Consider the following 24,110-nt stretch of genomic DNA (forward strand, 5'->3'; position numbering starts at 1 on the left):
GTGCAAGATCGGCGGGGTGGGGTGGGAGAGGCGGGGAGGGTGGGGGTCTTACTTCCAGCGGAAGTGGACGAAGAGGCGGCCGAAGTTCTTGGAGTCCTTCTCTACCCGGTGGTAGAGCTGCTTGACGTCCTTCTGGTCCAGGAAGCGCAGCACCCGCTTCTTGAGCTGGCCGGAGCCCTTGCCGGGGATGATCTCGACCAGGGTGGCCTTCTTCGCGACCGCCTCGTCCATGATCCCGCGCAGCGCCCGGTCGATGTCGTGACCCTTGTTGAAGATGTCGTGCAGGTCCAGCTTCAGCTTCATGGCGCGTCCACCGTCCGGTCGGCTCCCATGTGCCCATGGTAGGCAGGGTGGTTGCCGGGGCCGGAACCCTCGAAGGGGCAGCCCGGGTGGGCTGCCCCTTCGAGGGTTCCGATGGTCAGCGGGCGCTGGTCCCCAGCCGGGTCTCGACCCGGCGCAGGGCGGTCCGGTAGTCGTCGTTGGCGCCGTGCATGGCCGCTGCGATGCGCAGGTGGCGCAGCGCGTCGGAGTGCCGGTTCAGTCGCTCCAGGGTCCGGCCCAGGACGTGGTGGGCGTAGTGGTCGCTGGGGTTGCGGTCGACCAGTTCCCGCAGGTGCTCCTCGGCGCGACCGAGCTGGGCGGACTGGAAGTACGCCCGGGCCAGCAGTTGCCGTACGGCGGCGTTGTCCGGCTCGGCCTCGATGATCGGTTCGAGCAGTCGGGCCGCCCCGGTGGGGTCGCCCGACTCGAAGAACAGATTCGCCCGTCGGTACTCGGCCAGAAGATCCATCTTGACCACCCTCTCCCGTCGCAGCGCTGTTCTGACGCTCGCACAACAACGGCCGGACCGCGACTGTTCCCGCGTGCTCCTCCCGCCCCGCGCAGGCAGCGGTGTTAAGCAGGGGCCCTTCCTCTACACGAGGCGTTAATAAGGTGCCCTTCCTTTCACCGGAGCTTGAGGTCCCAGGCGCGGACCCCGCCGACTATGCCGGCGCTGTTGGGTACCACGACTACGTCGTCGCCCATCCGGGCGAGCTGTTCCGGGCGGATCAGTCGGGAGTTGCCGCCGCCCAGGTAGAGCCGGTCCCAGCGGAACACCGGGCGCAGCCCGTCCACCACCTGGCGGATCCGTCGGGACCAGAAGGCGTCGCCCAGCCGACGGCGTTCCGGTTCGCCGATGTAGGTGTCGTAGGTGGTGCCCCAGCGCACCGGGGCGTGGGACAGCTCCAGGTGCGGGGCGAGCACCCCGCCGTCGAACAGGGCGCTGCCCAGCCCGGTGCCCAGGGTCAGCACCAGCTCGCAGCCGGTGCCGGCGACCACCCCGGCACCGTGCACCTCGGCGTCGTTGAGCACCAGGGTCGGCAGCCCGAAGGCATCGGCGAGGGCGCTGCGGGCGTCGTACCCGGACCATTCGGCGAGCAGGGCCGGGTCCACCCGGGTACGCGGGCCGGAGCGGGTCACGTAGTGCGGGGTGGCCACCACCACCCCGTGCCGGATCATGCCGGGCATCCCGACCGTCACCCGGTCCGCCGAGGGCAGCCGGGCGCCCAGCTCCAGCAGGGTCTTGACGAACAGTTCTGGAGGCAGGGGGTACGGCGTGGGTACCCGCAGCGGCTGCGCCCGCATGGTGCCCGCGCTGTCCAGGACGGATGCCTTGATCCCACCGCCACCGCAGTCGATCGCCAGAGTGGTCTGCACGACCTGAGTCTGCCTCGTGCCGCTCGGCCGGCACGAGGAACCAGGGGGTGGTTAATCCGCAGACCGCCGACGGGTACGCGGGTAGGCTCGGCTCCTTGTGAGCGCCACGCTGATCGTCAAGGACCTTGCCGCCGGCCACGGGGACCGGACCCTGTTCACCGGGTTGGACCTGGTGGTGGCCCCGGGGGACGTGATCGGCCTGGTCGGGCCGAACGGGGCAGGCAAGTCGACCCTGCTGCGTACCCTCGCCGGGTTGTTGCCGGTGGAGGGCGGCAGCGTCACGGTGAGCCCGCCCGGCGCGAGCATCGGGCATCTGCCCCAGGAGCCGGAGCGGCGACCCGGCGAGACGGTACGGGCCTTCCTGGCCCGGCGTACCGGGGTGACCGGCGCGCAGGCCGCCCTAGACGCGGCGACCGAGGCCCTGACGGCCGGCAGGCCGGGGGCGGACGACGCCTACGCGGACGCCCTGGAGCGCTGGCTCGGACTGGGCGGGGCGGATCTGGACGAGCGGGCCGAGGAGGTGGCGGCCGAGTTGGGCCTCGCCGTCGACCTGGATCAGGAGATGACCGGCCTCTCCGGTGGGCAGGCGGCCCGCGCCGGGCTGGCCTCACTGCTGCTCAGCCGGTACGACGTGTTCCTGCTCGACGAGCCCACCAACGACCTGGACCTGGCCGGCCTGCACCGGTTGGAGCAGTTCGTCACCGGGTTGCGGGCCGGCACGGTGCTGGTCAGCCACGACCGGGAGTTCCTGTCCCGGACGGTGACCCGGGTGCTGGAGTTGGACCTGCACCAGCAGCAGGTGAACCAGTTCGGGGGCGGGTACGGGGCGTACCTGGAGGAGCGGGAGGTGGCGCGCCGCCAGGCACGCGCCGAGTTCGAGGAGTACGCCGACACCCTGGCGGGTCTGGAGGCACGGGCCCGGACCCAGCGGTCGTGGATGGAGAAGGGGGTCCGTAACGCCCGGCGCAAGGCCACCGACAACGACAAGATCGGCCGGAAGTTCCGCTCCGAGGCCAGCGAGAAGCAGGCCGCCAAGGCCCGGCAGACGGAGCGGCTGATCGAACGGCTGGACGTCGTCGAGGAGCCCCGCAAGGAGTGGGAACTGCGGATGGAGATCGCCGCCGCACCTCGCGCCGGCGCCGTGGTGGCCACCCTCCGAGACGCCGTGGTACGCCGAGGCGAGTTCACCCTGGGCCCGGTGAACCTGCAGATCGACTGGGCCGACCGGGTGGCAGTGACCGGGGCGAACGGGTCCGGCAAGTCGACCCTGCTGGGTGCCCTGCTCGGCCGGCTGCCGCTGGCCTGCGGACAGGCCGCTCTGGGCCCGGGGGTGGTGGTCGGCGAGGTGGACCAGGCCCGAGGGCTGTTCCTCGGGGACGCGCCACTGTTGGACGCCTTCCGGGCGGCCGTACCGGATCTGTCCCCCGCCGATGCCCGGACCCTGCTGGCCAAGTTCGGGCTGCGGGCCCAGCATGTGTTGCGTCCGGCCGCGACCCTGTCCCCCGGGGAGCGGACCCGGGCCGCCTTGGCGTTGTTGCAGGGGCGGGGGGTCAACCTGCTGGTGCTGGACGAGCCGACCAACCATCTGGATCTGCCGGCCATCGAGCAGTTGGAGTCGGCCCTGGACAGCTACCCGGGCACCTTGCTGCTGGTGACCCACGATCGGCGGATGCTCGACGCGGTACGCCTGGACCGCCGGCTGGAGGTTACCGCCGGGCGGATCGTGGAGTCCTGACCCGAGGCGCCAGGCATCTTCTGGGATAACCGACGCATACCGGGCAGCTATCCGGGTAACGGGCCGCCGGAGGTGGCCTGGATGGTGGCACTGGCACGCACTGCGCCCTCGGGCGAGCGGCTACGGGCGGTGGACGAGTTCCTCACCGAGGCGTGGACGGACCAGGTCCGGCACGACGATCGGCTGCGCCCGCTGGGAGTCGAGGTCCGCTTCGACCGGGGGGTCGCCCACCTGACCGGGGAGGTGGCGGACCCGGCCCAACTACGGCTGGTACGCGACCAGGTGGGCCGCCTGGCCGGGGTATTCGGCATCTGGTGCCGGGTACGGGTGGGCGGGCGCGACCCGGTGGTGGTGGACCTGGGGTGTGGGGCCACCAAGCAGTGGCCGGGCAATCTGGGGTTGGACATCTTCCCCGCGCCCGGGGTGGATGCGGTGGCCGACCTGTCGGGTTCCCTCCCGCTGGCCGACGACTCCGTGGACGTGCTGTTCGCGGTGCACATCCTGGAGCACCTGATCGACTTCCTGCCGCTGCTGGACGAGTGCCACCGGGTGCTCCGCCCCGGCGGGGTACTGCATGTGATGAGCCCCTGGTGGGGGCATGTGAACGCGGTCGCCGACCCCACCCATGTGCGACTGCTGGACGTACAGACGATCAAGGGGGTCTGCCTGATGCGCCCGCCGGGCACCCCCCGGTGGTATCCGCTGCACGCCGGCACGGACGGCGCCTCCATCTTCGCGGACCTGACCCCCCTGGGGCCCGACGACCCCGCCCCCTCCCCCGCCCACCTGGCCCGTTTCTTCGACTAGCCGCCACCTGGCGCAATCCCCGGGAGCTCAGGCTCCCGGGGATTCGTCTGTTTCAGCACCGGTCATCAATATTTCCCGCGAGTAACACCGAGCCGCCAAGGCATTGATCGACACTGATGACGCCGGTGACTCGCCGGTAACCCCCACCGCCCCCCACCCCCAGCGGAGGTTCCCCCAATGCCCAGACGACTCGCCACCCTCCTCGCCTCGGGCGTATTCGCGCTGCTCACCGTGGTCGCCGCCGCCTCCCCGGCGGCCGCCGCCGTGACCCCGGCACAGAAGCTGTCCGTGCTGTCCAGTTGGACGCAGACCAGCGCCAGCAGCTACAACGCCTGGAACTCGGCCCGGCAGAACCGTGCCGCCTGGGCGGAGTACAAGTTCGACTGGTCCACGGACTACTGCTCGTCCAGCCCGGACAACCCGCTGGGATTCAAGTTCTCCAACGCCTGCTTCCGGCACGACTTCGGCTACCGCAACTACAAGGCGGTCGGCCAGTTCAGCGCCAACAAGTCCCGCCTGGACAGCGCCTTCTACGAGGACCTGAAGCGGGTCTGCGCCACCTACAACTCCGTCGTCCGCCCGGCCTGCACCAGCCTCGCCTGGACCTACTACCAGGCGGTTTCCGTCTTCGGCTCGGTTGCCGCGGTGTCCCAGGCCGACATCGACCGGGCCGCCCGGATGAAGGCCGAAGCCGAGCGATACGCCCGATCCTGACCACCGCAGCCCACCGCGGGCCCGGCCGGCCACGGTCGCCGGGCCCGCAGTGGGGCGCCCGCGAACGGGTCAGTCGGCGGTGGCAGCGGACTGACAGGGCCCGCTACGACACCCCTCGGCCGGCGAACCGGTCCGAGTCGGCCGCCAGGTCGGGATGTTCGACACCGAGGGCCAGCGCCACCGCCTCGTCCAGGCCCAGCTCGGCGCCTTCGCCGTACGCCTCGTCGAAGGCGGTGTCGCCGAGGATCCGACGCAGCGCGGCCTGCTCTTGCATCCAGTAGGCGTCATAGATGCCGGGGGTGGACCGCAGGGTCGCCCGGGTCACCTGGGCCGCACCGAACAGCCGGGCCGCGGTCAGCGGCGCACCCCCGACAGCACACCGTACGGCGATGGCGTTCAGGGTGTCGCAGGCGCGGCCGTGGAAGCCGTGGTGCATCCGGGACCGCAACGCCGCCAGCAGGTGCTCGTGCGCCGCCACCAGATCACCCCGGGCCAAGGCGACCATGCCGAGCAGCATGTCCACCGAGCGACGCCCCCGCTCGACCGGCCGGGCCGCCTCGACCGGCCGGGCCGCCCCGAGCAGTTCCGCCGCCTCGTCCAGCTCACCCCGCAGCCACAGCAACTCGGCCAGCCGGAACACGGCGAACAAGGCCTCGGAGTCCACCCCCTGGTCGTGCGCCCAGTCGATGACCTCCCGACAGATCCGCTCCGCCTCGGCGAACTGTCCCAGGTCGACCAGCGGCGCGGCCCGCCCGGCGAGCACCCGGGCCAGCAGGCCGACATCACCGGCCTGCCGGGCAGCGGCCTCCGCCCGCTGCGAGTACCGCAGTTCCTCGGCGTACTCGCCGTCGGCGCCGGCATGCAGCGAATGCAGGTGGTACGCCGCCGCCAGCTCTCCCTCCGGGACCACCTCGCCGGTCTCCGCCAGTCGGCCGTACAGGCGGAACAGCCAGAGTCGGCCCTCCCGCGCCAGCCCCCGCTCACGCCACCACTGTTCCAGGCCACCGGCCAACCGCAGCCCGATCCGGGCGCTGCCCCCGGTGGCGCACCACCGCAGGGCGGCCCGCACCTCCCCGGCCAGGGGATCCAGCGCGTACAACGACAGGGTCACCGGCTCCCCGTCCGGGCCCAGATGGGCCTGTTCGAGGGCGTGCGCGGACCACGCCACATGCCGGTTGCGGGCGTCCCGCTCCTCCCCGGCCTCGGCCAGCCGCCGGGCCGCGTACGCCCGGATCGGATCCAGCATCCGGTAGGTGTAGCCCGAGGCGTGCGGCTCGGCCAGGACCAGGGACTTGTCCACCAGGACCGAGAGGGGGTCCAGTGGATCGTCGCCGAGCAGCCACTCCACCGTCTCCAGGTCGACCGGACCGGCGAACACCGCCAACCAACGCAGCAGCCGCGCGGCCCGCGGGCCCAGGGTCCGGTACGACCAGGTGACGGTGGCCTGCATGGTCAGGTGCCGTTCGGCTGCCGTACGCACCGAAAGCTCCGGCTGCTCGTCGCCGGTCGACCCGCCCGAAGATCGCGGAGTGTCGGCGGTCGAGGGCTGGGGTGGGTCGTCCCGACCGGCGTCCAGGGTGCCGAGCACGTCGTCCAGGCGTTCGGCGAGCTGCCCTACCGAGAGCACCCGTAGCCGCGCCGCAGCCAGCTCTATGGCCAACGGCAGGCCGTCCAACCGCCGTACCACCCGACGCAGGTCGGCGGACTCGGCCGGATCGGGCTGTCGACCGCCCCGGGCCGCCGCCGTACGGTCCAGCAGCAGGGCGACCGCGTCGCTCTCGGAACCGTCCGCAGGCGGGTCGACCGACAGCGGCGGGATCCGCCACACCAGCTCGCCGGGCAGGGCCAGGGGTTCCCGGGTGGTGGCCAGCACCCGCACCCCACTGCCACCGGCCAGCAGCCGGGTGACCGCGTCCGCGCAGGCCGACGGCTGGGCGTCGCAGGTGTCCAGCACGATCAGCATCCGGCGGTTGGCCGCGTACTCCACCAGGGTGTCGATCATCGGGCGTCCGGGCTCGGGACGCAGCCCGAGCACCGCGGCGATCGCGAAGGCCACCAGCCCCGAGTCGGTGACCGAGGCGATGTCGACGAACCAGACCCCGTCCGGGTACTCATCGACCAGGTCGGTGGCGACCTCCACGGCCAGCCGGGTCTTACCGCCACCACCGGCACCCAGCACGGTGACCAGCCGATGCCGCACCACAAGCTCACGGAGGTCGGCGCGCTCAGCCTGCCGGCCGACGAAGGAGGTCACCTGGACGGGCAGGTTGTGGGCCTCGGCGTCGGCGGTACGCGGCCGGGGAAACTGCCGCTCCAGTCCGGGCGCGACGAGTTGGAAGAGGCGTTCCCGGTCGTCGAACCCCCGCAACCGGTGCAGCCCGAGGTCCAGCAGGGATGCCCCGGTCGGCAACGGGTCGGCGTGCCGGGCGGTCGCCGCCGAGCAGAGCACCTGTCCACCGTGCGCGGCGGCGGCCACCCGCGCGGCCCGATGCACCTCCGGGCTGGCGTACTCGCCGTCGCGCGGCTCGGCCCAACCGGTGTGCAGGCCCATCCGCACCCGGGGCGCCGACTCCGGGGTCGGCCACTCGTGCTCCCGAAGGGCACGTTGGGCGGTCAGGCAGGCGGTGATGGCCGCGCTGGCGTCGTCGAAGGCCAGGAAGAAGGAATCGCCCTCGGTCAGCAGCTCCGCCCCCTCGGTGGCGGCGATGGTCCGGCGCAGCAGCCGACGGTGTTCGGCGAGCACCGGCCGGTAGCCCGGGCCGAGCAGCTGCGCCAGCCGGGTGGAGCCCTCGATGTCGGTGAAGACGAAAGTCACCCAGCCGGCCGGGAGGTGGATCCTTGACGACACCCGCGCGACACCTCCCCCTGGCCTCGACCCCATACTCCACGAAGCCGAATCGTCACGCATCGCGAGAACGGCCGGTCGAGGCTCCGCCCCAAGGTGCCATCAGACCCCGCATCCGGGCAAGACGGCCATCAGCCTTTCCCGCAGAACGGCCTAACAGCCGCAGCCACCGCCGCAACATCCACCCCCGGACGCCGGAGCAGCACCGGTGGCACCGGCGCCGCGGCCGGTGACCGCGACAGTGGAGAGCAGCTTGACTGTGTCGGAGTGCCCCTGGGGGCAGGACGCCGGCTCACCGGCCCGGGCCATCGGACGGTTGACCTCGAAGGTGTCGCCGCAGGCGCGGCAACGGAACTCGTACCGGGGCATGGCATCAGGGTACGACCGAACCTGGCGCCCGCGAAAACATGGGTGATACTCGACAGGTGGCAGACGGCGACCAGAACACCCCCCACCGCCCCCTACGGTCGGCCACTCCGCGTGCCGACTCCGATGTCGCGCCGGAGGGTCGGATCAGCAGGCTGCCCCGACCTCGCCGGCCCTGGCTGCGCTCCACCGAGCCGACCGGGAAGTCCCGGTCGGGCCTCAAGGGCGATCCCGCACCCGAGGCCGCCGGCGAACGCTCGCCGACCGAGCCGGCGGCCGGAACCGACAAGTCCGGAAGCGACACCCCACCGACCGGCAAGACCGACCCCGCAACCGGCACCCCAGCGACCGGCAAAGCCGAGTCCGGAGGCGATGCCCCACCGACCAGTAAGGGCGACTCCGCGAGCGACACCCCAGCGACCGGTAAGACCGAGTCCGGAAGTGACAGCCCAGCGACCGGTAAGGCCGGGGAGGCCACGGCATCGGCGTCGTCCACGCCGGACTCGGCGGCACCGGTCGCCCGACGCCGTCGGACCCGCTTCGCGCACGCCGTACGGGTGCCGGGTCCTCGGGCGGCGGCTCGGGCTACCCGGGATTGGTCGAAGCGGCCGAGTGGGCGGCTGACCCTGCCCGGGGTGTTCCTCCTGGCGCTGGTGGCCGCGACCGCCACGGCCGGCGCGATGCTGGTACCGGCGACCATCGGCGGGCCTTCGCCGGCCGCCGCCACCGACGGGCCCGGGGCGGATGGTGCACCTCCCTCGTCCGAGGTGGCGCCTCCGCCCGGTGCCCTTCCGCCCCTGGCCACCCTGCCCCCCGGCATGACCCCGCCGAACGCGCCGGGCACGGCGGCGCCGCCCGGTGCCGGGCCGGTCGGTGGGCGCCCCTCCGACGCCCTGGCCGGTTGGGCCCGGGAGGTCGGCGCCAAGGCCGGCATCGACCCGGTCGCCATGCAGGCGTACGGCTATGCCGAACTGGTCCTCGCCCAGACCAACCGCAGCTGCGGTCTGAGCTGGACGACCCTGGCCGCGATCGGCTTCGTCGAATCACGGCACGGGCAGGCCAACAACGCCCGCCTGGGGGCGGACGGTCGGGCCATCCCGGAGATCATCGGCCTGCCGTTGGACGGGCAGGGCGGCCGGATGCGGATCGCCGACACCGACCGTGGTGCACTGGACGGGGACACCACCTACGACCGGGCGATCGGGCCGATGCAGTTCATCCCGACCACCTGGCAGGAGGTGGGCGCGGATGCCGACAACGACGGCCGCAAGGACCCGCACAACATCCATGACGCCGCGCTGGCCGCCGGGGTCTACCTGTGTCGGGGCAATCGCAACCTGACGATCCCAGGGGACTGGTGGAACGCCATCCTGTCGTACAACAACGTCCGGCCATACGCGCAAGATGTCTTCAACACCGCCAACCGGTACGGACAGGCCAGCCGCACTTAAATTGATCGTTTCCACACATTGGAGAACTGGACACTTCCCCCAGGCTGCACTTGACGGCAAGCTAGACGGGTGATGGTGCGCGAGTGGGACCCCAGGAACGCGTCGTCCGCCGAGATCGCATCGCTGCTGGAGACGCTCAACGCGATCCTGGCGACCGATCTCCCGCAGGATCCGCCATGGCGTGAGACCTGTCTACGGGAGTATCTCGCCGAGGTGATGCCGGGCGAGCGGCGGATTTCCTGGGTGGCTCAGGCCGAGCCGGCCGCAGACGGCACCCCCGGGCCGATCCTGGGGCATGTGCACGTGCTGCTGCTCGGCAGCATCGGCGTACTCGAAGTGCTGGTGCATCCCTCCGTGCGGCGCCGCGGGCTCGGCCGGGACCTGGTGCTACGCGCGGCCCGTCGGGTCTACCAGGAGGGCTTCGAGTCGATCGGGGTGGAGGTCGTCGGCGGCACCCCGGCCATCGCCTTCTACGAGTCCCTGGGCTTCGCCCGGGAGTACGTCGAGACCCGCAGCGTGCTCGATCTGAACGAGGTCGACTGGGCCGAGTTGGCCCAGATGTCCACCGGCCTCGGGGCGGGCTATGACGTCCAGTTCCACCCGGGTGGTCCACCGGACGAACTGATCGAGGCGTACGCGCGGGCCAAGGCCGAGATCCGGGATGTCGAGGACGGCGAGCTGCGGCCGAGTTCGTACGACCCCCAGCGGCTACGCGACAGCCTGGACTGCCTGCACCGACGGGGCATGCAGCCGTACATCGTGCTCGCCCTGCACGAGCAGACCGGGGAGGTGGCCGGGTTGACCGAGGTGGTGGTGCCGGCCCAGCACCCCACCCGCGCCGACCAGTACGACACCATCGTGGTGCAGGATCACCGTGGCTACGGCATCGACCGGGCGATCAAGGCTCGGATGCTGCTGGAGTTGCGCTCGGCCGAGCCGCAACTGGAGGAGGTCCAGACCTGGAACGCCCAGGCCAACGAGGCGATGCTCAAGGTCAACGCCGAGCTGGGCTACCGGCCGGACCGCGAGTGGTGTGAGTACAGCGTGGACGTCGCCGAGCTGGTGCACCGCCTGGACGCCTCCCGCTGAGCCCGGGGCTCAGTAGCGCTGGCGGAGCAGTTCGGCGGCCTCGACGGCCCAGTAGGTGAGGATGATCTGGGCGCCCGCGCGCCGGATCGAGGTCAGGGTCTCCAGCATCACCTGCTCGCGGTCGATCCAGCCGTTCGCGGCGGCTGCCTCGACCATCGCGTACTCCCCGGAGACCTGGTAGGCGGCGACCGGGACCTGCACCGCGGCCCGGACCGCCGAGACCACGTCCAGGTAGGGCAGGGCCGGCTTGACCATCACCATGTCGGCGCCCTCGGCCACATCCAGCTCGACCTCACGCAGCGACTCGCGCAGGTTGGCCGGATCCTGCTGGTAGGTGCGCCGGTCCCCCTCCAGCGACGACTCGACCGCCTCCCGGAAGGGGCCGTAGAACGCGGAGGCGTACTTGACCGCGTAGGCCAGGACCGCCACGTCGGTGTACCCGGCCGCGTCCAGGGCCCGGCGTACCGCGCCGACCTGGCCGTCCATCATCCCGGAGGGCCCGACCACCGACACCCCGGCGGCGGCCTGGGCGACCGCCATCTCGGCGTACGCGGCCAGGGTGGCGTCGTTGTCCACCGAGCCGTCGGGGGCGAGCACCCCACAGTGCCCGTGCGAGGTGAACTCGTCCAGGCACAGGTCGCTCATCACCACGGTCGCGTCGCCGACCTCGGAGACCACGTCCCGGATGGCCACGTTGAGGATGCCGTTGGGGTCGATGCCGCCGGCCCCGCACTCGTCACGCGCCGCCGGCACCCCGAAGAGCATGATCCCGCCGACCCCGGCCTGGACCGCCTCCGCCGCGGCCTTGCGCAGGGAGTCCCGGGTGTGCTGGAGCACACCCGGCAGCGAGCCGATCGGGCGGGGCTCCGTCAGCCCCTCCTTGACGAACATCGGTACGACCAGTTCGGCCGGGGCGGGACGGGTCTCGGCGACCAGCCGCCGCACGGCTGCGTTGCGACGCAGCCGGCGGGGCCGGTGCTCGGGGTACGGCATGGCGGCTCTCCTAAACGGCTACCGGAACCTCAGCGCGGTCGGCCCCTGCACCTTCGAACCACGGCGCTGCTTCGCCGGCATGGCGGCGAGCTTCTCCCGCAGCTCGACGGCGTAGCCGGCGAGCGCTTCCACCAGGTCGGGCACGGAGGCGTGCGGCGGCTGGACGTCGACCCGCAGGCCGAACTCCGTGGCGGTCTCCGCGGTCTTGGGCCCGATCACTGCGACAACGGTACGCGCGTGCGGCTTGCCGGCGATACCGACGAGATTGCGCACCGTCGAGCTTGACGTGAAGAGCACGGCGTCGAATCCACCGGACTTGATGGCGTCCCGGATCTCGGCGGGCGGCGGGGCGGCCCGGACCGTACGGTAGGCGGTCACGTCGTCGACCTCCCAGCCACGCTCGGTGAGCCCGGCGGCGAGGGTCTCCGTGGCGATGTCGGCGCGGGGCAGCAGCACCCGGCCGACCGGGTCGAGCACCTCGTCGTGCGGCGAGAACTCGGCCAGCAGCCCCTCGGAGGACTGCTCCCCGGTGGGGATCAGTTCCGGCTGGATGCCGAAGGCGCGGACCGCCTCGGCGGTGGCCTCACCGATGCAGGCGATCTTCACGCCGCCGAAGTGCCGGGCGTCCAGGCCGTGCTCGGCGAACTTCTCCCAGACCGCGCGTACCGCGTTGACCGAAGTGAAGATCACCCAGGCGTACCGGCCGTCGACCAGGCCCTTGACCGCCCGCTCCATCTGAGCCGGGGTACGCGGCGGCTCCACCGCGATGGTCGGCACCTCGCACGGGATGGCGCCGTACGCCCGCAGCCGGGCACTCATCACCCCGGCCTGCTCCTTGGTCCGGGGAACCAGCACCTTCCAGCCGTACAGCGGGCGGTTCTCCCACCAGCTGAGCTTGTCCCGCTGGCTGACCCCGTCGCCCACGGTCAGCACCACCCGGCCGGTGAAGCCGAGTGCCGCCGCGACGAACGAGTCGACCGTCGAGGTGGTGGTGTACTGGGTCTCCCCGGTGCCGTCACCGGTGACTCCCACCGCGGTGGTGCCGTCCACCCCGGCGGCCAGCAGCCCGTCCCGGATCGCGGCCAGGTCACCGGCGTCCACGGCGAGCGCCAGCGAGCCGCGCTGCACCGCCGAGGCCAGCGCGTCGAAGTCCAGGGTGCTGACGTCCTCCACGTCGGCCGTGGTGCGTACGCCGGGCAGGGGCACCCCGGCGTAGGTGGACACCCCCTCGGCCTGGCTGACCCCGGGCACCACCTCGAAGTGGGCGGCGGTACGGGCGACCGCTTGCACCTCCTTGACCACGGAGTCGTGGCCGAAGGGGTCGCCGGCCACGAGGTGCACCGCGTTCTGCCCGGCGCGGGCGGCCGAGATGAGCACCTTCGCCACGTCACCCGGCACCCCTTCGGCCGGGGTGAACTCGGTCTCGGCCTTGGCCTCGGCCCGGACCACGTCGAGCAACGACTCGGGGACTCCCCGGTCGTACACCACCTGATCGGCGTCGACCAGGGCGTCGTGCGCCCGGCGGGTCAGCAGGCCCGGGTCGCCGGGTCCAGCCCCGACGAACGCGATACGGCCTACGGGCTTACGGGTGCGGGTCATTCTGTGCTCCCAAATTGCTGGGTCCCCGGGCCGTTGGGTCCTTGCGGGCCGAGGATCGAGTCGGCGCCGAGGTCGAGGAGTTCGGCGGCGAGTGCCTTACCGATCTCCGTGGCTTCGGCGAGCGTTCCGGTGCGGGACAGCCGGATGTCGCGGACGCCGTCCGGGCTGATCACCGCCCCGCGCAGGTAGATCTCCTGGACAACATCACCGTCGTCACCGGAGCCGGTGGGCTCACCTTCGGCGACGACGGCGTAGGCGGCGACCGGGGCGGAGCACCCGGCCTCCAGGGTGGCCAGCATCGCCCGCTCCGCAGTGACAGCGGCGCGTGACGGTGCGTGGTCAAGCGTACCTAGCAGTTCGAGCATCTCCGGGTCGTCGACACGGCACTCCACCGCCAGCGCACCCTGGGCGGGAGCCGGCAGCATCAACATCGGGTCGAGGGTCTCGCTGACGGCGTCGAGCCGACCGATTCGGGCCAGCCCCGCCCGAGCCAGGACGATCGCGTCCAGGTCGCTCTCCGGGTCGAGCACCCGAGCCAGCCGGCTGTCGATGTTGCCGCGGATGGGGGTGACCGACAGTTGCAGGCCCAGGGCGTGCAACTGGGCGATCCGGCGCAGCGCCCCGGTGCCGATCCGGGCACCGGGGGCGAGTTCGGCCAGCGTCTTCCCGTCGCGGGCGACGAGCGCGTCACGCGGATCCTCGCGCGGGGGCACCGCGGCGATGTGCAGCTCGGCCGGCATCGCGGTCGGCAGGTCCTTGTACGAGTGGACCGCGAAGTCGATCTCTCCGGCGACCAGGGCGTCGCGCAGCGCGGAGACGAACACCCCGACCCCGAGGCGCTGCACCGGCGCGGTGGACCGGTCACCTGCGGTGATCACCTCGACCAGCTCCACCGGGCGTCCGGTGCGGGCGGTCAGGGCCTCGGCGATGTGTCCGGACTGGGCCATCGCCAGTTTGCTGCCCCGGGTGCCGAGACGCAGCGGGTCACTGGTTTTCCGCCGGCTCATCGTTCACCTCCGTTGGTTGGGGTGATGTCGGGGACCGTGTCCACCGGGGAGGTCTGGGGTACTTCCAGGTCGAACAGTTCGCGCAGCAGGGCGGCGTACTGGTCACCGCCGGGCTCGGCGGCGAGCTGACGGACCCGTACGGTCGGCTGGTGCAGCAGCCGCTGCACCACCCGGTGCACCGTGCGGGCCACCTCGGCGCGCTGGTCGTCGGTGAGGTCGGGACGGCGCTGGGCCAGCCGGCGCAGTTCGGCGCTGACCACGTCCTCGGCCCGGCCACGCAGGGCGGCCACGGTGGGGGCCACGTCCGCGCCGCGCAGCCAGGTCAGGAAGGATTCGACCTCGGCGGCCACGATCCGTTCGACCGCGGCCGCGTCCGTGGCGGCCGGGCCGTCGGCGAGCAGCGCGCCCATCCGGTCGATGTCGATCACCTCGACGCCGGGCAGCTCGGCCACCCCGGGCCCGACGTCCCGGGGTACGGCCAGGTCCAGCAGGACCAGGGGCCCGCGTCCGGGGGCCCGACCAGCCACCGCACCGGCGACGATCTCCCGGGTGAGGACCGGCTCCGTGGCCGCGGTGGCGGCCACTACGATGTCCACTGTGGAAAGCGTGTCGGCCAGCTCGGCCATCGGTCGTGCGGTGGCGCCGTACGACTCGGCCAGCCGTACCGCCCGCTCGGCGCTGCGGTTGGTCACCGTCAACGGGCCGGCAGCGAGCCGGGACAGCGTCGCCACCCCCAGCGAGCCCATCGCCCCCGCTCCGACGATGAGCGCGGGTCGACCGGCGAGTTCGTCGCCGAGATGACCGGCGGCCAGTCCCAGGGCGGCGGTGACCACGCTCTGCCCGGCCCGGTCGATGCCGGTCTCGGAGTGGGCCCGCTTGCCCACCCGCAGGGCCTGCTGCATCAGCTCGTGCAGCAGCCGACCGGCGGTGTCCGCGTTGGTGGCACCGTGATAGGCGTCCCGGAGCTGGCCGAGGATCTGCGCCTCGCCGACCACCATCGAGTCCAGCCCGGCGGCGACCCGGAAGACGTGGTCGACCGCGGCGGAGTCGAAGTGCACGTAGAGGTTGTTGGCCAGCGCGGACGGCTGGCAGTCGGCCTGCTCGGCCAGGACGGCGCAGATGTCGCCGAGGCCACCGTGGAAACCGGAGACCGCCGCGTAGACCTCCACCCGGTTGCAGGTGGAGACCAGCACGGCCTCGCTGACGTACGGCTGGGCGACCAGGCGGCCCAGGATGCGGGTGAGGTCCTCCGGGGCGACCGCCAGCCGCTCCAGGGTGGCGACCGGCGCGGTGCGGTAGGAGGCACCCACGACGAGAAGCTTCACGTTCCGATCGCCTCCTGGCCCTCGGTGACCGCGAGACCACCGGGCAGGGCGGTCAGGGCGGATCCCCCCGTGCGGGGCAGACCGGTCAAGGACGCCTTGCGGTGCTCGTGGAACGACAGAATCTGCAGCTCGATGGCGAGGTCGACCTTGCGCACGTCGACCCCGTCCGGCACCGAGAGTACGCAGGGTGCGAAGTTCAGGATGCCGGTCACGCCGACGGCGACGAGTTGGTCGGCGACCCGCTGGGCGGCCGACGCGGGGGTGGCGATGACCCCGATCGCGATCGACTCCTCGGCCGCCACCCGGGGCAGTTCCTCGATGTGCCGGACGACCATCCCGTGGATCTCCTCGCCGACCCGACCCGGATCGGCGTCGAACAGGGCGGCGATCCGGAAGCCACGGCTGGCGAAGCCGTCGTAGCCGGCCAGGGCGTGACCGAGATTACCCACCCCGACCAGGGCGACCGCCCGACGTTGGGTGAGCCCGAGCACGTACTCGATCTGCTCGATCAGCAGGGCCACGTCGTAGCCGACCCCACGGGTGCCGTACGAGCCCAGGTGGGACAGGTCCTTGCGGAGCTTGGCGGAGTTGACCCCGGCGGCGTTGGCGAGCCCCTCACTGGAGACGGTCTCGTTACCGGTTTCAGCCAGGTTGTGCAGGGCACGAAGGTACTCGGGGAGCCGTGCGACCGTCGCCTCGGGAAGATCCGGAAGCGCCGGTACGGCACCGGCGCGGCCGGGCGCGCCAGGGTGACGGTGCTGACTCATGAGACTCCGTGCGGTGCGATCCTTGACCAACTCCACGGGCCGGCCGTTTGGGACTCCCGCTGGCGACCGGAGTTGCCGGCTGTGCTAGCAGGGCGCGTCGGAATTACAGAGTAGGCGCTTGTGAAGACGTGCACAAATCGCGATCTTGCTGCTCCGCCCCCCGTCCCCACCAGCCCCTCCGCCCAACAAGATCGACGCTCGCTCCCGCTTCCCGGGAACACCTGCGCGATTATCCCTCAATCCCGACTTCTCTGACCAATTACACGCGCCCCATCGGCCCAACCCAATTTGTTGATCATGTAGTTGTCGCCGTACGGAATTCATGATCAGCTCGCCGGGGCGGCCAGGGTGGTGGCGAGGGTCACCGCCTCGGTCAGGGTCTCGGCCACCGGATGACCGGAAGCGATCAGGCGGGAGCGGTCCGTGAAGCCGCCGGAATAGAGCACCGCACGGCCCCCGACGGCGAGAGCCGCGTCGGCGTCGTCGAGCGAGTCGCCGATCAGCACCACCGAGCGGCCGTCGACGCCGAGTTCGGCCAGGTGCCGCACCAGGGACTCGGCCTTACGGTCGCCGCCGACCGTGGCCCGCAGGCCGTCCACCCGGGCGAACCGGCCGGTCAGGCCGTAGGTCTGCACCGTCGGCACCAGCTCGTCGTGAAACCACATGGACAGCAGGGACTGACTGCCCGGCCAGGCCGCCATCGCGTCCACCGCGTCGTGGGCGAGGGCACAGCTGGTCAGACCCCGCCGGTACGCCTCATGGAAGATCCGGTCCAGTCGGCCGAAGGCCTCGTCGTCCACCGCCCTACCGAGCACCTCGGCGTAGTAGTCGGCGATCGGTCGACGAAACCGGACCCGGTGCTCCTCCGCGGTCACCGTCGGCCCGCCCTCGCGGGTGAAGACGGTATTGGTGCAGGCCACCACGAGACTCAGATCGTCCAGCAGGGTCCCGTTCCAGTCCCAGACCAGGTGGGGGTGCGAAGGGGTCATCGCCGCACTCTATCGGCGCTCCCCCTCGTCGGGCCCCCGTCAGAGCTGCGGCGTGGTCAGGTCACGCAGCAACCGTTCCTCCTCGACCCGCCAGTAACCGTGCTCCTTGCCGTCGAGCAGCACCACCGGCAGCCGGTCGCCGTACTCGCGCTCCAGCTCGATGTCACCGCTGACGTCCCGCTCGGTCCACTGGTCGCCGGTGACCGCGACCACCCGGTCCAGCGCTGCTTTGGCGTCCTCGCACAGGTGACAGCCGGGGCGGGTGATCAGCATCAGGCGGGGCTCAGGCATCGGTCTCCTCCGTCGTGCCGGGGTGATGTCGGCTGCTCGGTCCGACCTCGGTCGGGCACGCCAACCTCGCCAGGTTACGCGCGCGGCCGGCGATCGGTCCCCGGGTGCACTCATCGACCCGGTTGCCGCAAGCGCGACAGTCCCGTTGACGGAACCTGTGAACGTCACCGAGGGTACGCGCAGCGGCGTCGAGCTCACCCGGACTAGGAAGGCCGACCGGCCCTACCCAACCCCCGCGGTAACGCCTGGCGGCACCCTCCATCATCGACCTGACCTGCACAACTGCTTCAGATCAGGTGGACCGGCGATTGTCAACCACACTCGACGGACAACCGGTCCGGCAGGGGTGCGACACGTCGGGAAATACTTTGGCCCTGTGTAACGGACTTGCCACGCGCGGGTGACGTTGGCCCTATCATCACTCGGGTCGGCTCACCCCATTTGCCGTGAGTCGACACCCCTCAGCCCGAGGAGGCCCCCGTGCCCGTCAGCGCATTGGACCAGCACCTCAAGGGGTACTGCCGCAAGTCGGCACGCCCCGGAGTCGACCTGTCCGGCGGTGATCCGGCCGGTCAACCGGCCACCGCCGACGTCCTCGTCTGCGATGGAATGGAGGTGGGCCGATGACCACCTTCGGTTTCGCGCACCGTCCGACGGGCCTCACCGGTCCGGCGGCGCGGGTCCCGGTGAACGAGCGCGGGGCCGCCCACGCTCCGCAGAGCACGACGGGCAACCTGGCCAGCCGAGGTGAGAGCACCACGCGCCGGTACGGCAACCGACCACACCCGAACGAACCACCACACCGACCAGCGGCGCCCGGGGCCAACGCGATGCCGGCCGGCGGCGGGGTGGCCACCCCGAGCCGACCGACCATGCCGGCCCAGGCCCGGCGCAGCGGCGGTGACACCCCGGTGGCCGACCTGCCGACGGCCGAGACGGCGGTGATCCCCGCGGTGACCGCCCCGGTGGACACCTCCACCGGGTACCCGAGTCGCCCGGATCCCTCCGATCCGGCCACGGAGGTGTGGGCCCTGGTGGAACGGGCCCAGGCCGGGGAGGCCGAGGCCTTCGGGTTGATCTACGACCGCTATGTCGACACCGTCTTCCGCTTCGTCTACTTCCGGGTCGGCAACCGGCAACTCGCCGAGGACCTCACCTCGGACACCTTCCTGCGGGCCCTCAAGCGCATCGGCAGCTTCACCTGGCAGGGCCGTGACCTGGGAGCCTGGCTGGTCACCATCGCCCGCAACCTGGTCGCCGACCACTTCAAGTCGGGTCGGTACCGGTTGGAGGTGACCACCGGTGACGTGCTCGACGCCGACCGGGAGGATCGTGGCCCGGAGGGCAGCCCGGAGGCGGCCGTGGTGGAACACATCACCAATGTCGCCCTGCTGACCGCCGTCAAACGGCTCAACCCCGAGCAGCAGGAGTGCATAGTGCTGCGCTTCCTCCAGGGGTTCTCGGTGGCCGAGACGGCTCGGGCGATGGGCAAGAACGAGGGGGCGATCAAGGCCCTCCAGTACCGTGCGGTCCGCGCGCTGGCCCGGCTGCTGCCGGACGGTTTCCAGGCGTGACCGGCCCGGCGCAGACCGGCCGGCCACCCGGCCGACGCCGGTCCCGACCCGGGACTCACCGCCATCACTTTGGGTGATTTCCGACTCCGGCCGGCCCGTAACCCCACCCCGGCACGGCGCGTTTCTCCGGGTGCGACCGGTGACAGCCTGGCCTCGGGCTACGGACGACGGGCAACGACGCCGGCGAGTTCGCCGTGATGTCACGCGCTCATCGGTCGCTGGTGGCGATCGCGGCCGACCGGCCGCGCCCAGCGAGAGGAGGTGCCGCGGTGGACGACACCCTCTTCTCCCGACGGCGCGCCGAGCGCTTCGCGCAGCTACTCGACGAAGCGAACGGTGGCCGACGCCATCACGTCCGCTCCCGACTCGACGACCAGCTGACGCCCCTGGTGGGGCTGGGTCGGCAGTTGAGCGCCGACCCGCCGACGCCCGAGGTGGATCCGGATTTCCGGACCGGCCTGCGGGCCATGTTGGTGGCCACCGCCGAGCGCGAGGGCATCACCGCCCCGGCCGAGAAGGTCAGCACCAACCGGGCCCTGCTACCGGCCGTCACCGCACGTCGGGCTCGCGCCCGGGGTGCCATCCTGGTCGGCATCGCGGCCGGTGCCATCGCGGTCTCCGGCATCTCCGCCGCCAGCGAGAACGCCGTGCCCGGCGACGCACTGTACGGCATGAAGCGCAGCACCGAGCGGGCCCAGCTCGCGCTGGCCAGCTCCGAGATCAGCCGGGGGCAGCTCTTCCTGGACTTCGCCCGTACCCGGCTGGCCGAAGCCTCCGCCCTGGAGGGCAGCCGGTCCGGTTACCGCGCGGTGCTGGATGACATGGACGCCGACACCCGGCAGGGCGTACGCCTGCTGACCGAGGCCGCGGCGCAGCGCTCCGATCCGGCGGCGCTGGACGCGGTGGACGCCTTCCTGGTCCGGCAGCGACGGGCCCTCAACGCCCTGCTGGACAACGGGTCCCGTGCCGACCGGGAGCGGACCGCCCGGTCCCTGCTGCTGTTGGCTTCGGTGACCGAACGCGCCGAGGCCCTGCGTACCACGATCGCCTGCGGCCAGCCGGTCGGCACCGGCAGCGACAGCCTGGGCCCCCTGCCCGGCACCTGCGCCTGAACAGTGTGTGACACCTCCCGGCCGGGCGACTCCCCCGGTCGGCACCGCGACCGGCGGTTACCCTCGCGGAAGGGCAGCAGAGATCCGGACGAGGTGAGGGGGCGTCGGTGGCGCGCAACCGGAAGGTGACCGTCAGCACGGATGTGCACGGGCACACCACAGGTTGGGCCGAGACCGAGCCGGCTCCCCCGGTAGCGCCGGACCCACGGGCCGCAGCCTTCTTCGACGTGGACAACACGATGATGCAGGGCGCCTCGATCTACTGGTTCGCCCGCGGTCTGGCCGCCCGCAACTACTTCACCACGGCGGATCTGGCCCGGTTCGCCTGGCAACAGCTCCGCTTCCGGCTGCTGGCCCGCGAGCACGCCGGGGACATGTCACAGGCCAAGGAGGCCGCCCTGGCCTTCATCGAGGGCTGGCGGGTCGAGGAGATCGAACGCCTGGCGGAGGAGATCTTCGACGAGCTGATGGCCCCCCGGATCTGGGCGGGGACCCGGCGGCTGGCGCAGGGCCACCTGGACGCCGGTGAACGGGTCTGGCTGGTCAGCGCCGCCCCGGTGGAGATCGGCCGGGTGATCGCCACCCGACTGAACCTGACCGGGGCGATCGGGACGGTCGCCGAGGTGGTCGACGGGGCGTACACCGGCAGGTTGGTCGGTGACCTGATGCACGGGCCGGTCAAGGCCGAGGCGGTCACCGCCCTGGCGGCCGTGGAAGGGCTGGACCTCAGCCTCTGCAGCGCCTACAGCGACTCGGCCAACGATCTGCCGATGCTGTCGGCGGTGGGCCGGGCGGTAGCGGTCAATCCGGATACCGCCCTGCTGCGTCAGGCACGCCAGCGCGGTTGGGAGGTACGCGACTTCCGCACCGGCCGCCGGGCCGTCAAGATCGCTGTGCCCTCCACGGCCGCTGCCGGGCTGGTGGCCGGAGCGGTCACGGCCGGCATGGCGTTGCAGCGCCGTCGCCGTGGCGAGCGCAGCCCCGGGGAACGGCGCCCCGTCCGCTGACCCTGGCCGACGGCTAGGGGCCGAAGGGGTCCGGGCGGCGTTCGAGGAGTTCGTGCAGGGTCTGCTGGATGGTCTCGCGTACCTGGTCGGCGAGGTTGAACACGACCAGGGGGTCGTCCGCGGAGTCGACCAGGTGTGCGGTGGGGATCGGCGGGCAGAACTCGATCAGCCACTTGCTCGGCAGCGGCACCATGCCCAGCGGTCCCAGCCAGGGGAAGGTCGGGGTCACCGGGAAGTAGGGCAGCTTCAGCAGCCGGGCCAAAGGCTTCAGGTCGGCGAGCATCGGGTAGATCTCCTCGCCACCGACGATCGCCACCGGGATGATCGGGGTGCCGGTACGCAGGGCCGCCGAGACGAAACCCCCTCGGCCGAAGCGTTGCAGCTTGTAACGCTCCGCGTACAGCTTGCCGATGCCCTTGAAGCCCTCCGGGAAGACCCCGACCAGTTCACCGCCGCGCAGCAGCCGTTCGGCGTCCGGGTTGCAGGCCATGGTGCCCCCGGTCTTGCGGGCGATCTCGGAGACCACCGGCATCCGGAAGACCAGGTCGGCACCGAGCAGCCGCAGGTAGCGGTGGGCGGGGTGCTCGTGGTGCAGGGCGGTGGAGAGGATCAGGGCGTCCAACGCCACCGTGCCGGAGTGGTTGCCGACCACCAGGCCCGCCCCCTCGGCGGGGATGTGCTCCAGGCCGGTGACCTCGGTACGGAACCAGTCCCGGTAGAGCCGACGCAGCAGCGGATGGAAGACCGCCTCGGTCAACTCCGGATCGAAGCCGAACTCGTCCACCTCGTAGTCGCCGGCCAGCCGCCGACGCAGGAAGGCCAGTCCGCCCGCGATCCGCCGGTCCCAGAGGTCCCCGGGGCTCTCCGGCACCGCCGGCTGCCGGGGCGCCGGGTGGTGCCCGTTGTGCCGGGCAGGGTCGACCGCCGGGGAGGGGTTGTCCGGGCGCGTTTCGTCGTCGCTGCGCATCTCCAACTCGCTCACTGCTGCTCCCGCACGGCCGCACGCACCCGCCGGATCTGTTCCAGCACGAGTTGCTCGGCGGCGGCCAGTTGCTCGCGCGTCACCACGGACCGCCCGTGGTGGGCCCGGATGAAGTCGTCGAAGGCGGCCGCGGTGGATCGGGGGGTGAAGCCGTACTCCCGCTCCAGGCGGGCGGTGTCCACCACTCGGCCGTGCACGAGCAGGTCCACCTGGTCCAGGCCGTAGCGACCCAGCCCCATGGTCCGGGCCAGGGCCGCGGCCCCGGACAGGCCCGGTTCCAGGATCGGCACGGCCAGCCGGCCGGCCCGGCGGATCGCCTGGGACATCGCGAGCACCCCCGGACCGGCGACGTTGTACGTGCCCGGATGCTCCTCGGTCACCGAGCGGTGAATCACCTCAAGGGCGTCGTCGAAGTGCAGGAACTGCAACCGGGCGTCCCGGCCGAGGATGGTGGGCACCACCGGCAGCGAGAAGTAGCGGGTCAGGGTGGTGTCGGCCGTCGACCCGATGAACGGGGCGAACCGCAGCACCGTGGCGGTGACATCGGGCCGCCGTCGCCGGAAGCCACGCACGTAGCCCTCGATGTCGAGGATGTCCCGGCCGAAGCCGCCGCGCGGCACCTCACGGGGCTCGGTCTCCTCGGTGAAGACCGCCGGGTCCCGGAAGGAGGCCCCGTACGCCGCGGTCGAGGACCGGACCACGAGCTTGCGTAGCCGGGGTGCCCGCTGGCAGGCGGCGAGCAGCTGCATGGTGCCGATGACGTTCTGTTCCTTCATCGCCGACCGGCCGCCCTGCTGGTGATCCGGGGCGCTGACCAGGGCCAGATGCACCACCGTGTCGACATCCAGGTCGGCGAGGAGTCCACCCACCGAACCCGCGTCCACCCGGATCCGCTCCACCTGCTCCAGCAGGCCGGCGACCTCCGGACTCGGGTCGGGCAGGTCGATGCCGATGACCCGCTCGATGCGGGGGTCGGCAGCCAGCCGGGCGGCGACATGGGCACCGAGGTATCGGCTGACCCCGGTCACGACGACGACCCCCGGGAGGCTCGATGAGCCACCGGGGGTCATGTCTCGCACCTACCCCGGCGGCTGGGACCGAGCCGGGACAGCCACGGCCTGATCACCTGGGCCTCCGAGGGTCGACAGTTGGCAAGCGGCGAAGGCCGGGCAGCGCCCGGCATCCGTCACTTGCCGAGACGGCGACGCTGGACGCGGGTCTTGCGCAGCAGCTTGCGGTGCTTCTTCTTAGCCATGCGCTTGCGGCGCTTCTTGACCACCGAGCCCATACGAAAGCCTTTCGATGCAACATGCGGCGCGACCGGAAGACGCCACGAACCGGTGACGTCGGCGACCGCTTACGGACAACGGACCGGACCGGCGGGGTGGGCGGCGGGCGCACCAACGGTCACGATCGCTGTCCAGCGTAGCGGGACCACGTCATCCGGACCAACGCGCCCCCGGTCGATGCCGGTTACCGGGCCCTGTCCGGACGGTCTGACACCCGGATCAGGCGGTCTCCTGGAAGGCGCCACGGAGGTACTCGTGCACGGCGTGCTCCGGCACCCGGAACGACCTGCCGACCCGCACAGCGGCCAACTCACCGCTGTGCACGAGACGGTAGACCGTCATCTTCGACACTCGCATGACGGTCGCCACCTCGGCGACGGTCAGGAACTTGACATCCGACAGCCGACCGTCGGACGGTGACCCGGCCATGGCTCACCCGACCCATCCCATGCCCTGCGCGTGCCGCCCCA

At 71.8% G+C, this 24,110-nt stretch carries 25 protein-coding genes; 9 read left to right on the forward strand and 16 right to left on the reverse strand.

Features of this window, described 5'->3' with window-relative positions; genetic code table 11:
* Positions 1 to 48 precede the first annotated feature (48 nt).
* From ACGFIK_RS17370 to ACGFIK_RS17380, 3 genes are all read right to left on the reverse strand, one after another.
* Positions 49 to 303: a Smr/MutS family protein gene (locus tag ACGFIK_RS17370; RefSeq protein WP_013736060.1), complete on the reverse strand. Its 255-nt coding sequence runs from the start codon at positions 301 to 303 to the stop codon at positions 49 to 51.
* Positions 304 to 418: 115 nt separating this feature from the next.
* Positions 419 to 790 (reverse strand): tetratricopeptide repeat protein, encoded by a 372-nt coding sequence (locus ACGFIK_RS17375; RefSeq protein WP_327023961.1) that lies wholly within the window; start codon positions 788 to 790, stop codon positions 419 to 421.
* Between the two features lie 155 nt (positions 791 to 945).
* A complete protein-coding gene (locus ACGFIK_RS17380; protein WP_327023960.1) occupies positions 946 to 1,698 on the reverse strand; it encodes an ROK family protein in 753 nt (250 codons plus the stop codon).
* 97 nt (positions 1,699 to 1,795) lie between these two features.
* On the opposite strand from ACGFIK_RS17380, the gene ACGFIK_RS17385 reads away from it, so the two are divergent.
* The 3 genes from ACGFIK_RS17385 to ACGFIK_RS17395 all read left to right on the forward strand — a co-directional run bounded on the left by ACGFIK_RS17385 (position 1,796) and on the right by ACGFIK_RS17395 (position 4,954).
* The gene (locus ACGFIK_RS17385; protein ID WP_327023959.1) at positions 1,796 to 3,433 is read left to right on the forward strand and encodes an ABC-F family ATP-binding cassette domain-containing protein; all 1,638 of its coding nucleotides are present in this window, start codon (positions 1,796 to 1,798) and stop codon (positions 3,431 to 3,433) included.
* Positions 3,434 to 3,514: 81 nt separating this feature from the next.
* Positions 3,515 to 4,240 carry a methyltransferase domain-containing protein gene (locus ACGFIK_RS17390; protein WP_357530450.1) on the forward strand — a complete coding sequence of 242 codons (726 nt, stop codon included), beginning with the start codon at positions 3,515 to 3,517 and terminating at the stop codon, positions 4,238 to 4,240.
* A 177-nt stretch (positions 4,241 to 4,417) separates the two neighbouring features.
* The gene (locus ACGFIK_RS17395; RefSeq protein WP_327023956.1) at positions 4,418 to 4,954 is read left to right on the forward strand and encodes a phospholipase; all 537 of its coding nucleotides are present in this window, start codon (positions 4,418 to 4,420) and stop codon (positions 4,952 to 4,954) included.
* Between the two features lie 103 nt (positions 4,955 to 5,057).
* Here ACGFIK_RS17395 and ACGFIK_RS17400 read toward each other — a convergent pair whose 3' ends face one another.
* Both ACGFIK_RS17400 and ACGFIK_RS17405 read right to left on the reverse strand, forming a co-directional pair.
* Complete coding sequence (locus ACGFIK_RS17400; protein ID WP_327023955.1) at positions 5,058 to 7,802, reverse strand: NB-ARC domain-containing protein; 2,745 nt, start codon at positions 7,800 to 7,802, stop codon at positions 5,058 to 5,060.
* Between the two features lie 150 nt (positions 7,803 to 7,952).
* On the reverse strand, positions 7,953 to 8,168 hold the full coding sequence (locus tag ACGFIK_RS17405; protein WP_327023954.1) for a zinc ribbon domain-containing protein: 216 nt from the start codon (positions 8,166 to 8,168) through the stop codon (positions 7,953 to 7,955).
* Positions 8,169 to 8,224: 56 nt separating this feature from the next.
* On the opposite strand from ACGFIK_RS17405, the gene ACGFIK_RS17410 reads away from it, so the two are divergent.
* Together ACGFIK_RS17410 and ACGFIK_RS17415 are read left to right on the forward strand one after the other, a co-directional pair.
* Positions 8,225 to 9,616: a lytic murein transglycosylase gene (locus ACGFIK_RS17410; protein WP_393340216.1), complete on the forward strand. Its 1,392-nt coding sequence runs from the start codon at positions 8,225 to 8,227 to the stop codon at positions 9,614 to 9,616.
* 72 nt (positions 9,617 to 9,688) lie between these two features.
* Entirely contained in the window at positions 9,689 to 10,705 is a 1,017-nt protein-coding gene (locus tag ACGFIK_RS17415; protein ID WP_327027407.1) for a GNAT family N-acetyltransferase, read from the forward strand.
* 9 nt (positions 10,706 to 10,714) lie between these two features.
* Here ACGFIK_RS17415 and hemB read toward each other — a convergent pair whose 3' ends face one another.
* The 7 genes from hemB to ACGFIK_RS17450 form a co-directional block, all read right to left on the reverse strand.
* On the reverse strand, positions 10,715 to 11,698 hold the full coding sequence (gene hemB / locus ACGFIK_RS17420; RefSeq protein WP_327023952.1) for a porphobilinogen synthase: 984 nt from the start codon (positions 11,696 to 11,698) through the stop codon (positions 10,715 to 10,717).
* 18 nt (positions 11,699 to 11,716) lie between these two features.
* A complete protein-coding gene (locus tag ACGFIK_RS17425) occupies positions 11,717 to 13,297 on the reverse strand; it encodes a uroporphyrinogen-III synthase (protein WP_327023951.1) in 1,581 nt (526 codons plus the stop codon).
* Positions 13,294 to 14,304, reverse strand: a complete 1,011-nt coding sequence (gene hemC / locus ACGFIK_RS17430; RefSeq protein ID WP_327023950.1) for a hydroxymethylbilane synthase — start codon at positions 14,302 to 14,304, stop codon at positions 13,294 to 13,296. Before hemC ends, ACGFIK_RS17425 begins: the two co-directional genes overlap by 4 nt.
* On the reverse strand, positions 14,301 to 15,629 hold the full coding sequence (locus tag ACGFIK_RS17435) for a glutamyl-tRNA reductase (protein ID WP_327023949.1): 1,329 nt from the start codon (positions 15,627 to 15,629) through the stop codon (positions 14,301 to 14,303). Before ACGFIK_RS17435 ends, hemC begins: the two co-directional genes overlap by 4 nt.
* Positions 15,626 to 16,396 carry a redox-sensing transcriptional repressor Rex gene (locus ACGFIK_RS17440; protein WP_327023948.1) on the reverse strand — a complete coding sequence of 257 codons (771 nt, stop codon included), beginning with the start codon at positions 16,394 to 16,396 and terminating at the stop codon, positions 15,626 to 15,628. Before ACGFIK_RS17440 ends, ACGFIK_RS17435 begins: the two co-directional genes overlap by 4 nt.
* 326 nt (positions 16,397 to 16,722) lie before the next feature.
* The gene (locus ACGFIK_RS17445; RefSeq protein ID WP_327023947.1) at positions 16,723 to 17,385 is read right to left on the reverse strand and encodes an HAD hydrolase-like protein; all 663 of its coding nucleotides are present in this window, start codon (positions 17,383 to 17,385) and stop codon (positions 16,723 to 16,725) included.
* Between the two features lie 39 nt (positions 17,386 to 17,424).
* Positions 17,425 to 17,676: a glutaredoxin family protein gene (locus tag ACGFIK_RS17450; protein ID WP_327023946.1), complete on the reverse strand. Its 252-nt coding sequence runs from the start codon at positions 17,674 to 17,676 to the stop codon at positions 17,425 to 17,427.
* Positions 17,677 to 18,156: 480 nt separating this feature from the next.
* On the opposite strand from ACGFIK_RS17450, the gene ACGFIK_RS17455 reads away from it, so the two are divergent.
* The 4 genes from ACGFIK_RS17455 to ACGFIK_RS17470 all read left to right on the forward strand — a co-directional run bounded on the left by ACGFIK_RS17455 (position 18,157) and on the right by ACGFIK_RS17470 (position 21,369).
* Complete coding sequence (locus ACGFIK_RS17455; protein WP_327023945.1) at positions 18,157 to 18,303, forward strand: hypothetical protein; 147 nt, start codon at positions 18,157 to 18,159, stop codon at positions 18,301 to 18,303.
* Entirely contained in the window at positions 18,300 to 19,250 is a 951-nt protein-coding gene (locus ACGFIK_RS17460; RefSeq protein ID WP_327023944.1) for an ECF subfamily RNA polymerase sigma factor, BldN family, read from the forward strand. Before ACGFIK_RS17455 ends, ACGFIK_RS17460 begins: the two co-directional genes overlap by 4 nt.
* A gap of 269 nt (positions 19,251 to 19,519) precedes the next feature.
* Positions 19,520 to 20,362: a DUF5667 domain-containing protein gene (locus tag ACGFIK_RS17465; RefSeq protein ID WP_327023943.1), complete on the forward strand. Its 843-nt coding sequence runs from the start codon at positions 19,520 to 19,522 to the stop codon at positions 20,360 to 20,362.
* A 107-nt stretch (positions 20,363 to 20,469) separates the two neighbouring features.
* Complete coding sequence (locus tag ACGFIK_RS17470; protein ID WP_327023942.1) at positions 20,470 to 21,369, forward strand: HAD-IB family hydrolase; 900 nt, start codon at positions 20,470 to 20,472, stop codon at positions 21,367 to 21,369.
* Positions 21,370 to 21,382: 13 nt separating this feature from the next.
* On the opposite strand, the gene ACGFIK_RS17475 is transcribed toward ACGFIK_RS17470, so the two are convergent.
* The 4 genes from ACGFIK_RS17475 to ACGFIK_RS17490 all read right to left on the reverse strand — a co-directional run bounded on the left by ACGFIK_RS17475 (position 21,383) and on the right by ACGFIK_RS17490 (position 24,069).
* Positions 21,383 to 22,351, reverse strand: coding sequence for a lysophospholipid acyltransferase family protein (locus tag ACGFIK_RS17475; RefSeq protein WP_327023941.1), 969 nt, complete (start codon positions 22,349 to 22,351; stop codon positions 21,383 to 21,385).
* Positions 22,348 to 23,421 (reverse strand): NAD-dependent epimerase/dehydratase family protein, encoded by a 1,074-nt coding sequence (locus tag ACGFIK_RS17480; RefSeq protein ID WP_327023940.1) that lies wholly within the window; start codon positions 23,419 to 23,421, stop codon positions 22,348 to 22,350. The genes ACGFIK_RS17475 and ACGFIK_RS17480 overlap by 4 nt, the downstream gene beginning before the upstream one ends.
* Positions 23,422 to 23,537: 116 nt before the next feature.
* Positions 23,538 to 23,639 (reverse strand): 30S ribosomal protein bS22, encoded by a 102-nt coding sequence (locus ACGFIK_RS17485; protein ID WP_007465623.1) that lies wholly within the window; start codon positions 23,637 to 23,639, stop codon positions 23,538 to 23,540.
* 220 nt (positions 23,640 to 23,859) lie between these two features.
* Positions 23,860 to 24,069, reverse strand: a complete 210-nt coding sequence (locus ACGFIK_RS17490) for a helix-turn-helix domain-containing protein (protein ID WP_013736082.1) — start codon at positions 24,067 to 24,069, stop codon at positions 23,860 to 23,862.
* Positions 24,070 to 24,110 lie beyond the last annotated feature (41 nt).

The sequence above is a fragment of the Micromonospora sp. NPDC048871 genome (assembly GCF_043198155.1).
In the GTDB taxonomy this organism is placed as follows: Bacteria; Actinomycetota; Actinomycetes; order Mycobacteriales; family Micromonosporaceae; genus Micromonospora.

What these genes read in the sequence shown, in the direction of transcription:
- ACGFIK_RS17370 (WP_013736060.1), bottom strand. Translation starts at nt 303, where the DNA reads ATGAAGCTGAAGCTGGACCTGCACGACATCTTCAACAAGGGTCACGAC.
- ACGFIK_RS17375 (WP_327023961.1), bottom strand. Translation starts at nt 790, where the DNA reads ATGGATCTTCTGGCCGAGTACCGACGGGCGAATCTGTTCTTCGAGTCG.
- ACGFIK_RS17390 (WP_357530450.1), top strand. Translation starts at nt 3,515, where the DNA reads ATGGTGGCACTGGCACGCACTGCGCCCTCGGGCGAGCGGCTACGGGCG.
- ACGFIK_RS17395 (WP_327023956.1), top strand. Translation starts at nt 4,418, where the DNA reads ATGCCCAGACGACTCGCCACCCTCCTCGCCTCGGGCGTATTCGCGCTG.
- ACGFIK_RS17405 (WP_327023954.1), bottom strand. Translation starts at nt 8,168, where the DNA reads ATGCCCCGGTACGAGTTCCGTTGCCGCGCCTGCGGCGACACCTTCGAG.
- ACGFIK_RS17415 (WP_327027407.1), top strand. Translation starts at nt 9,689, where the DNA reads ATGGTGCGCGAGTGGGACCCCAGGAACGCGTCGTCCGCCGAGATCGCA.
- hemB (WP_327023952.1), bottom strand. Translation starts at nt 11,698, where the DNA reads ATGCCGTACCCCGAGCACCGGCCCCGCCGGCTGCGTCGCAACGCAGCC.
- ACGFIK_RS17425 (WP_327023951.1), bottom strand. Translation starts at nt 13,297, where the DNA reads ATGACCCGCACCCGTAAGCCCGTAGGCCGTATCGCGTTCGTCGGGGCT.
- hemC (WP_327023950.1), bottom strand. Translation starts at nt 14,304, where the DNA reads ATGAGCCGGCGGAAAACCAGTGACCCGCTGCGTCTCGGCACCCGGGGC.
- ACGFIK_RS17440 (WP_327023948.1), bottom strand. Translation starts at nt 16,396, where the DNA reads ATGAGTCAGCACCGTCACCCTGGCGCGCCCGGCCGCGCCGGTGCCGTA.
- ACGFIK_RS17445 (WP_327023947.1), bottom strand. Translation starts at nt 17,385, where the DNA reads ATGACCCCTTCGCACCCCCACCTGGTCTGGGACTGGAACGGGACCCTG.
- ACGFIK_RS17450 (WP_327023946.1), bottom strand. Translation starts at nt 17,676, where the DNA reads ATGCCTGAGCCCCGCCTGATGCTGATCACCCGCCCCGGCTGTCACCTG.
- ACGFIK_RS17460 (WP_327023944.1), top strand. Translation starts at nt 18,300, where the DNA reads ATGACCACCTTCGGTTTCGCGCACCGTCCGACGGGCCTCACCGGTCCG.
- ACGFIK_RS17480 (WP_327023940.1), bottom strand. Translation starts at nt 23,421, where the DNA reads ATGACCCCCGGTGGCTCATCGAGCCTCCCGGGGGTCGTCGTCGTGACC.
- ACGFIK_RS17485 (WP_007465623.1), bottom strand. Translation starts at nt 23,639, where the DNA reads ATGGGCTCGGTGGTCAAGAAGCGCCGCAAGCGCATGGCTAAGAAGAAG.
- ACGFIK_RS17490 (WP_013736082.1), bottom strand. Translation starts at nt 24,069, where the DNA reads ATGGCCGGGTCACCGTCCGACGGTCGGCTGTCGGATGTCAAGTTCCTG.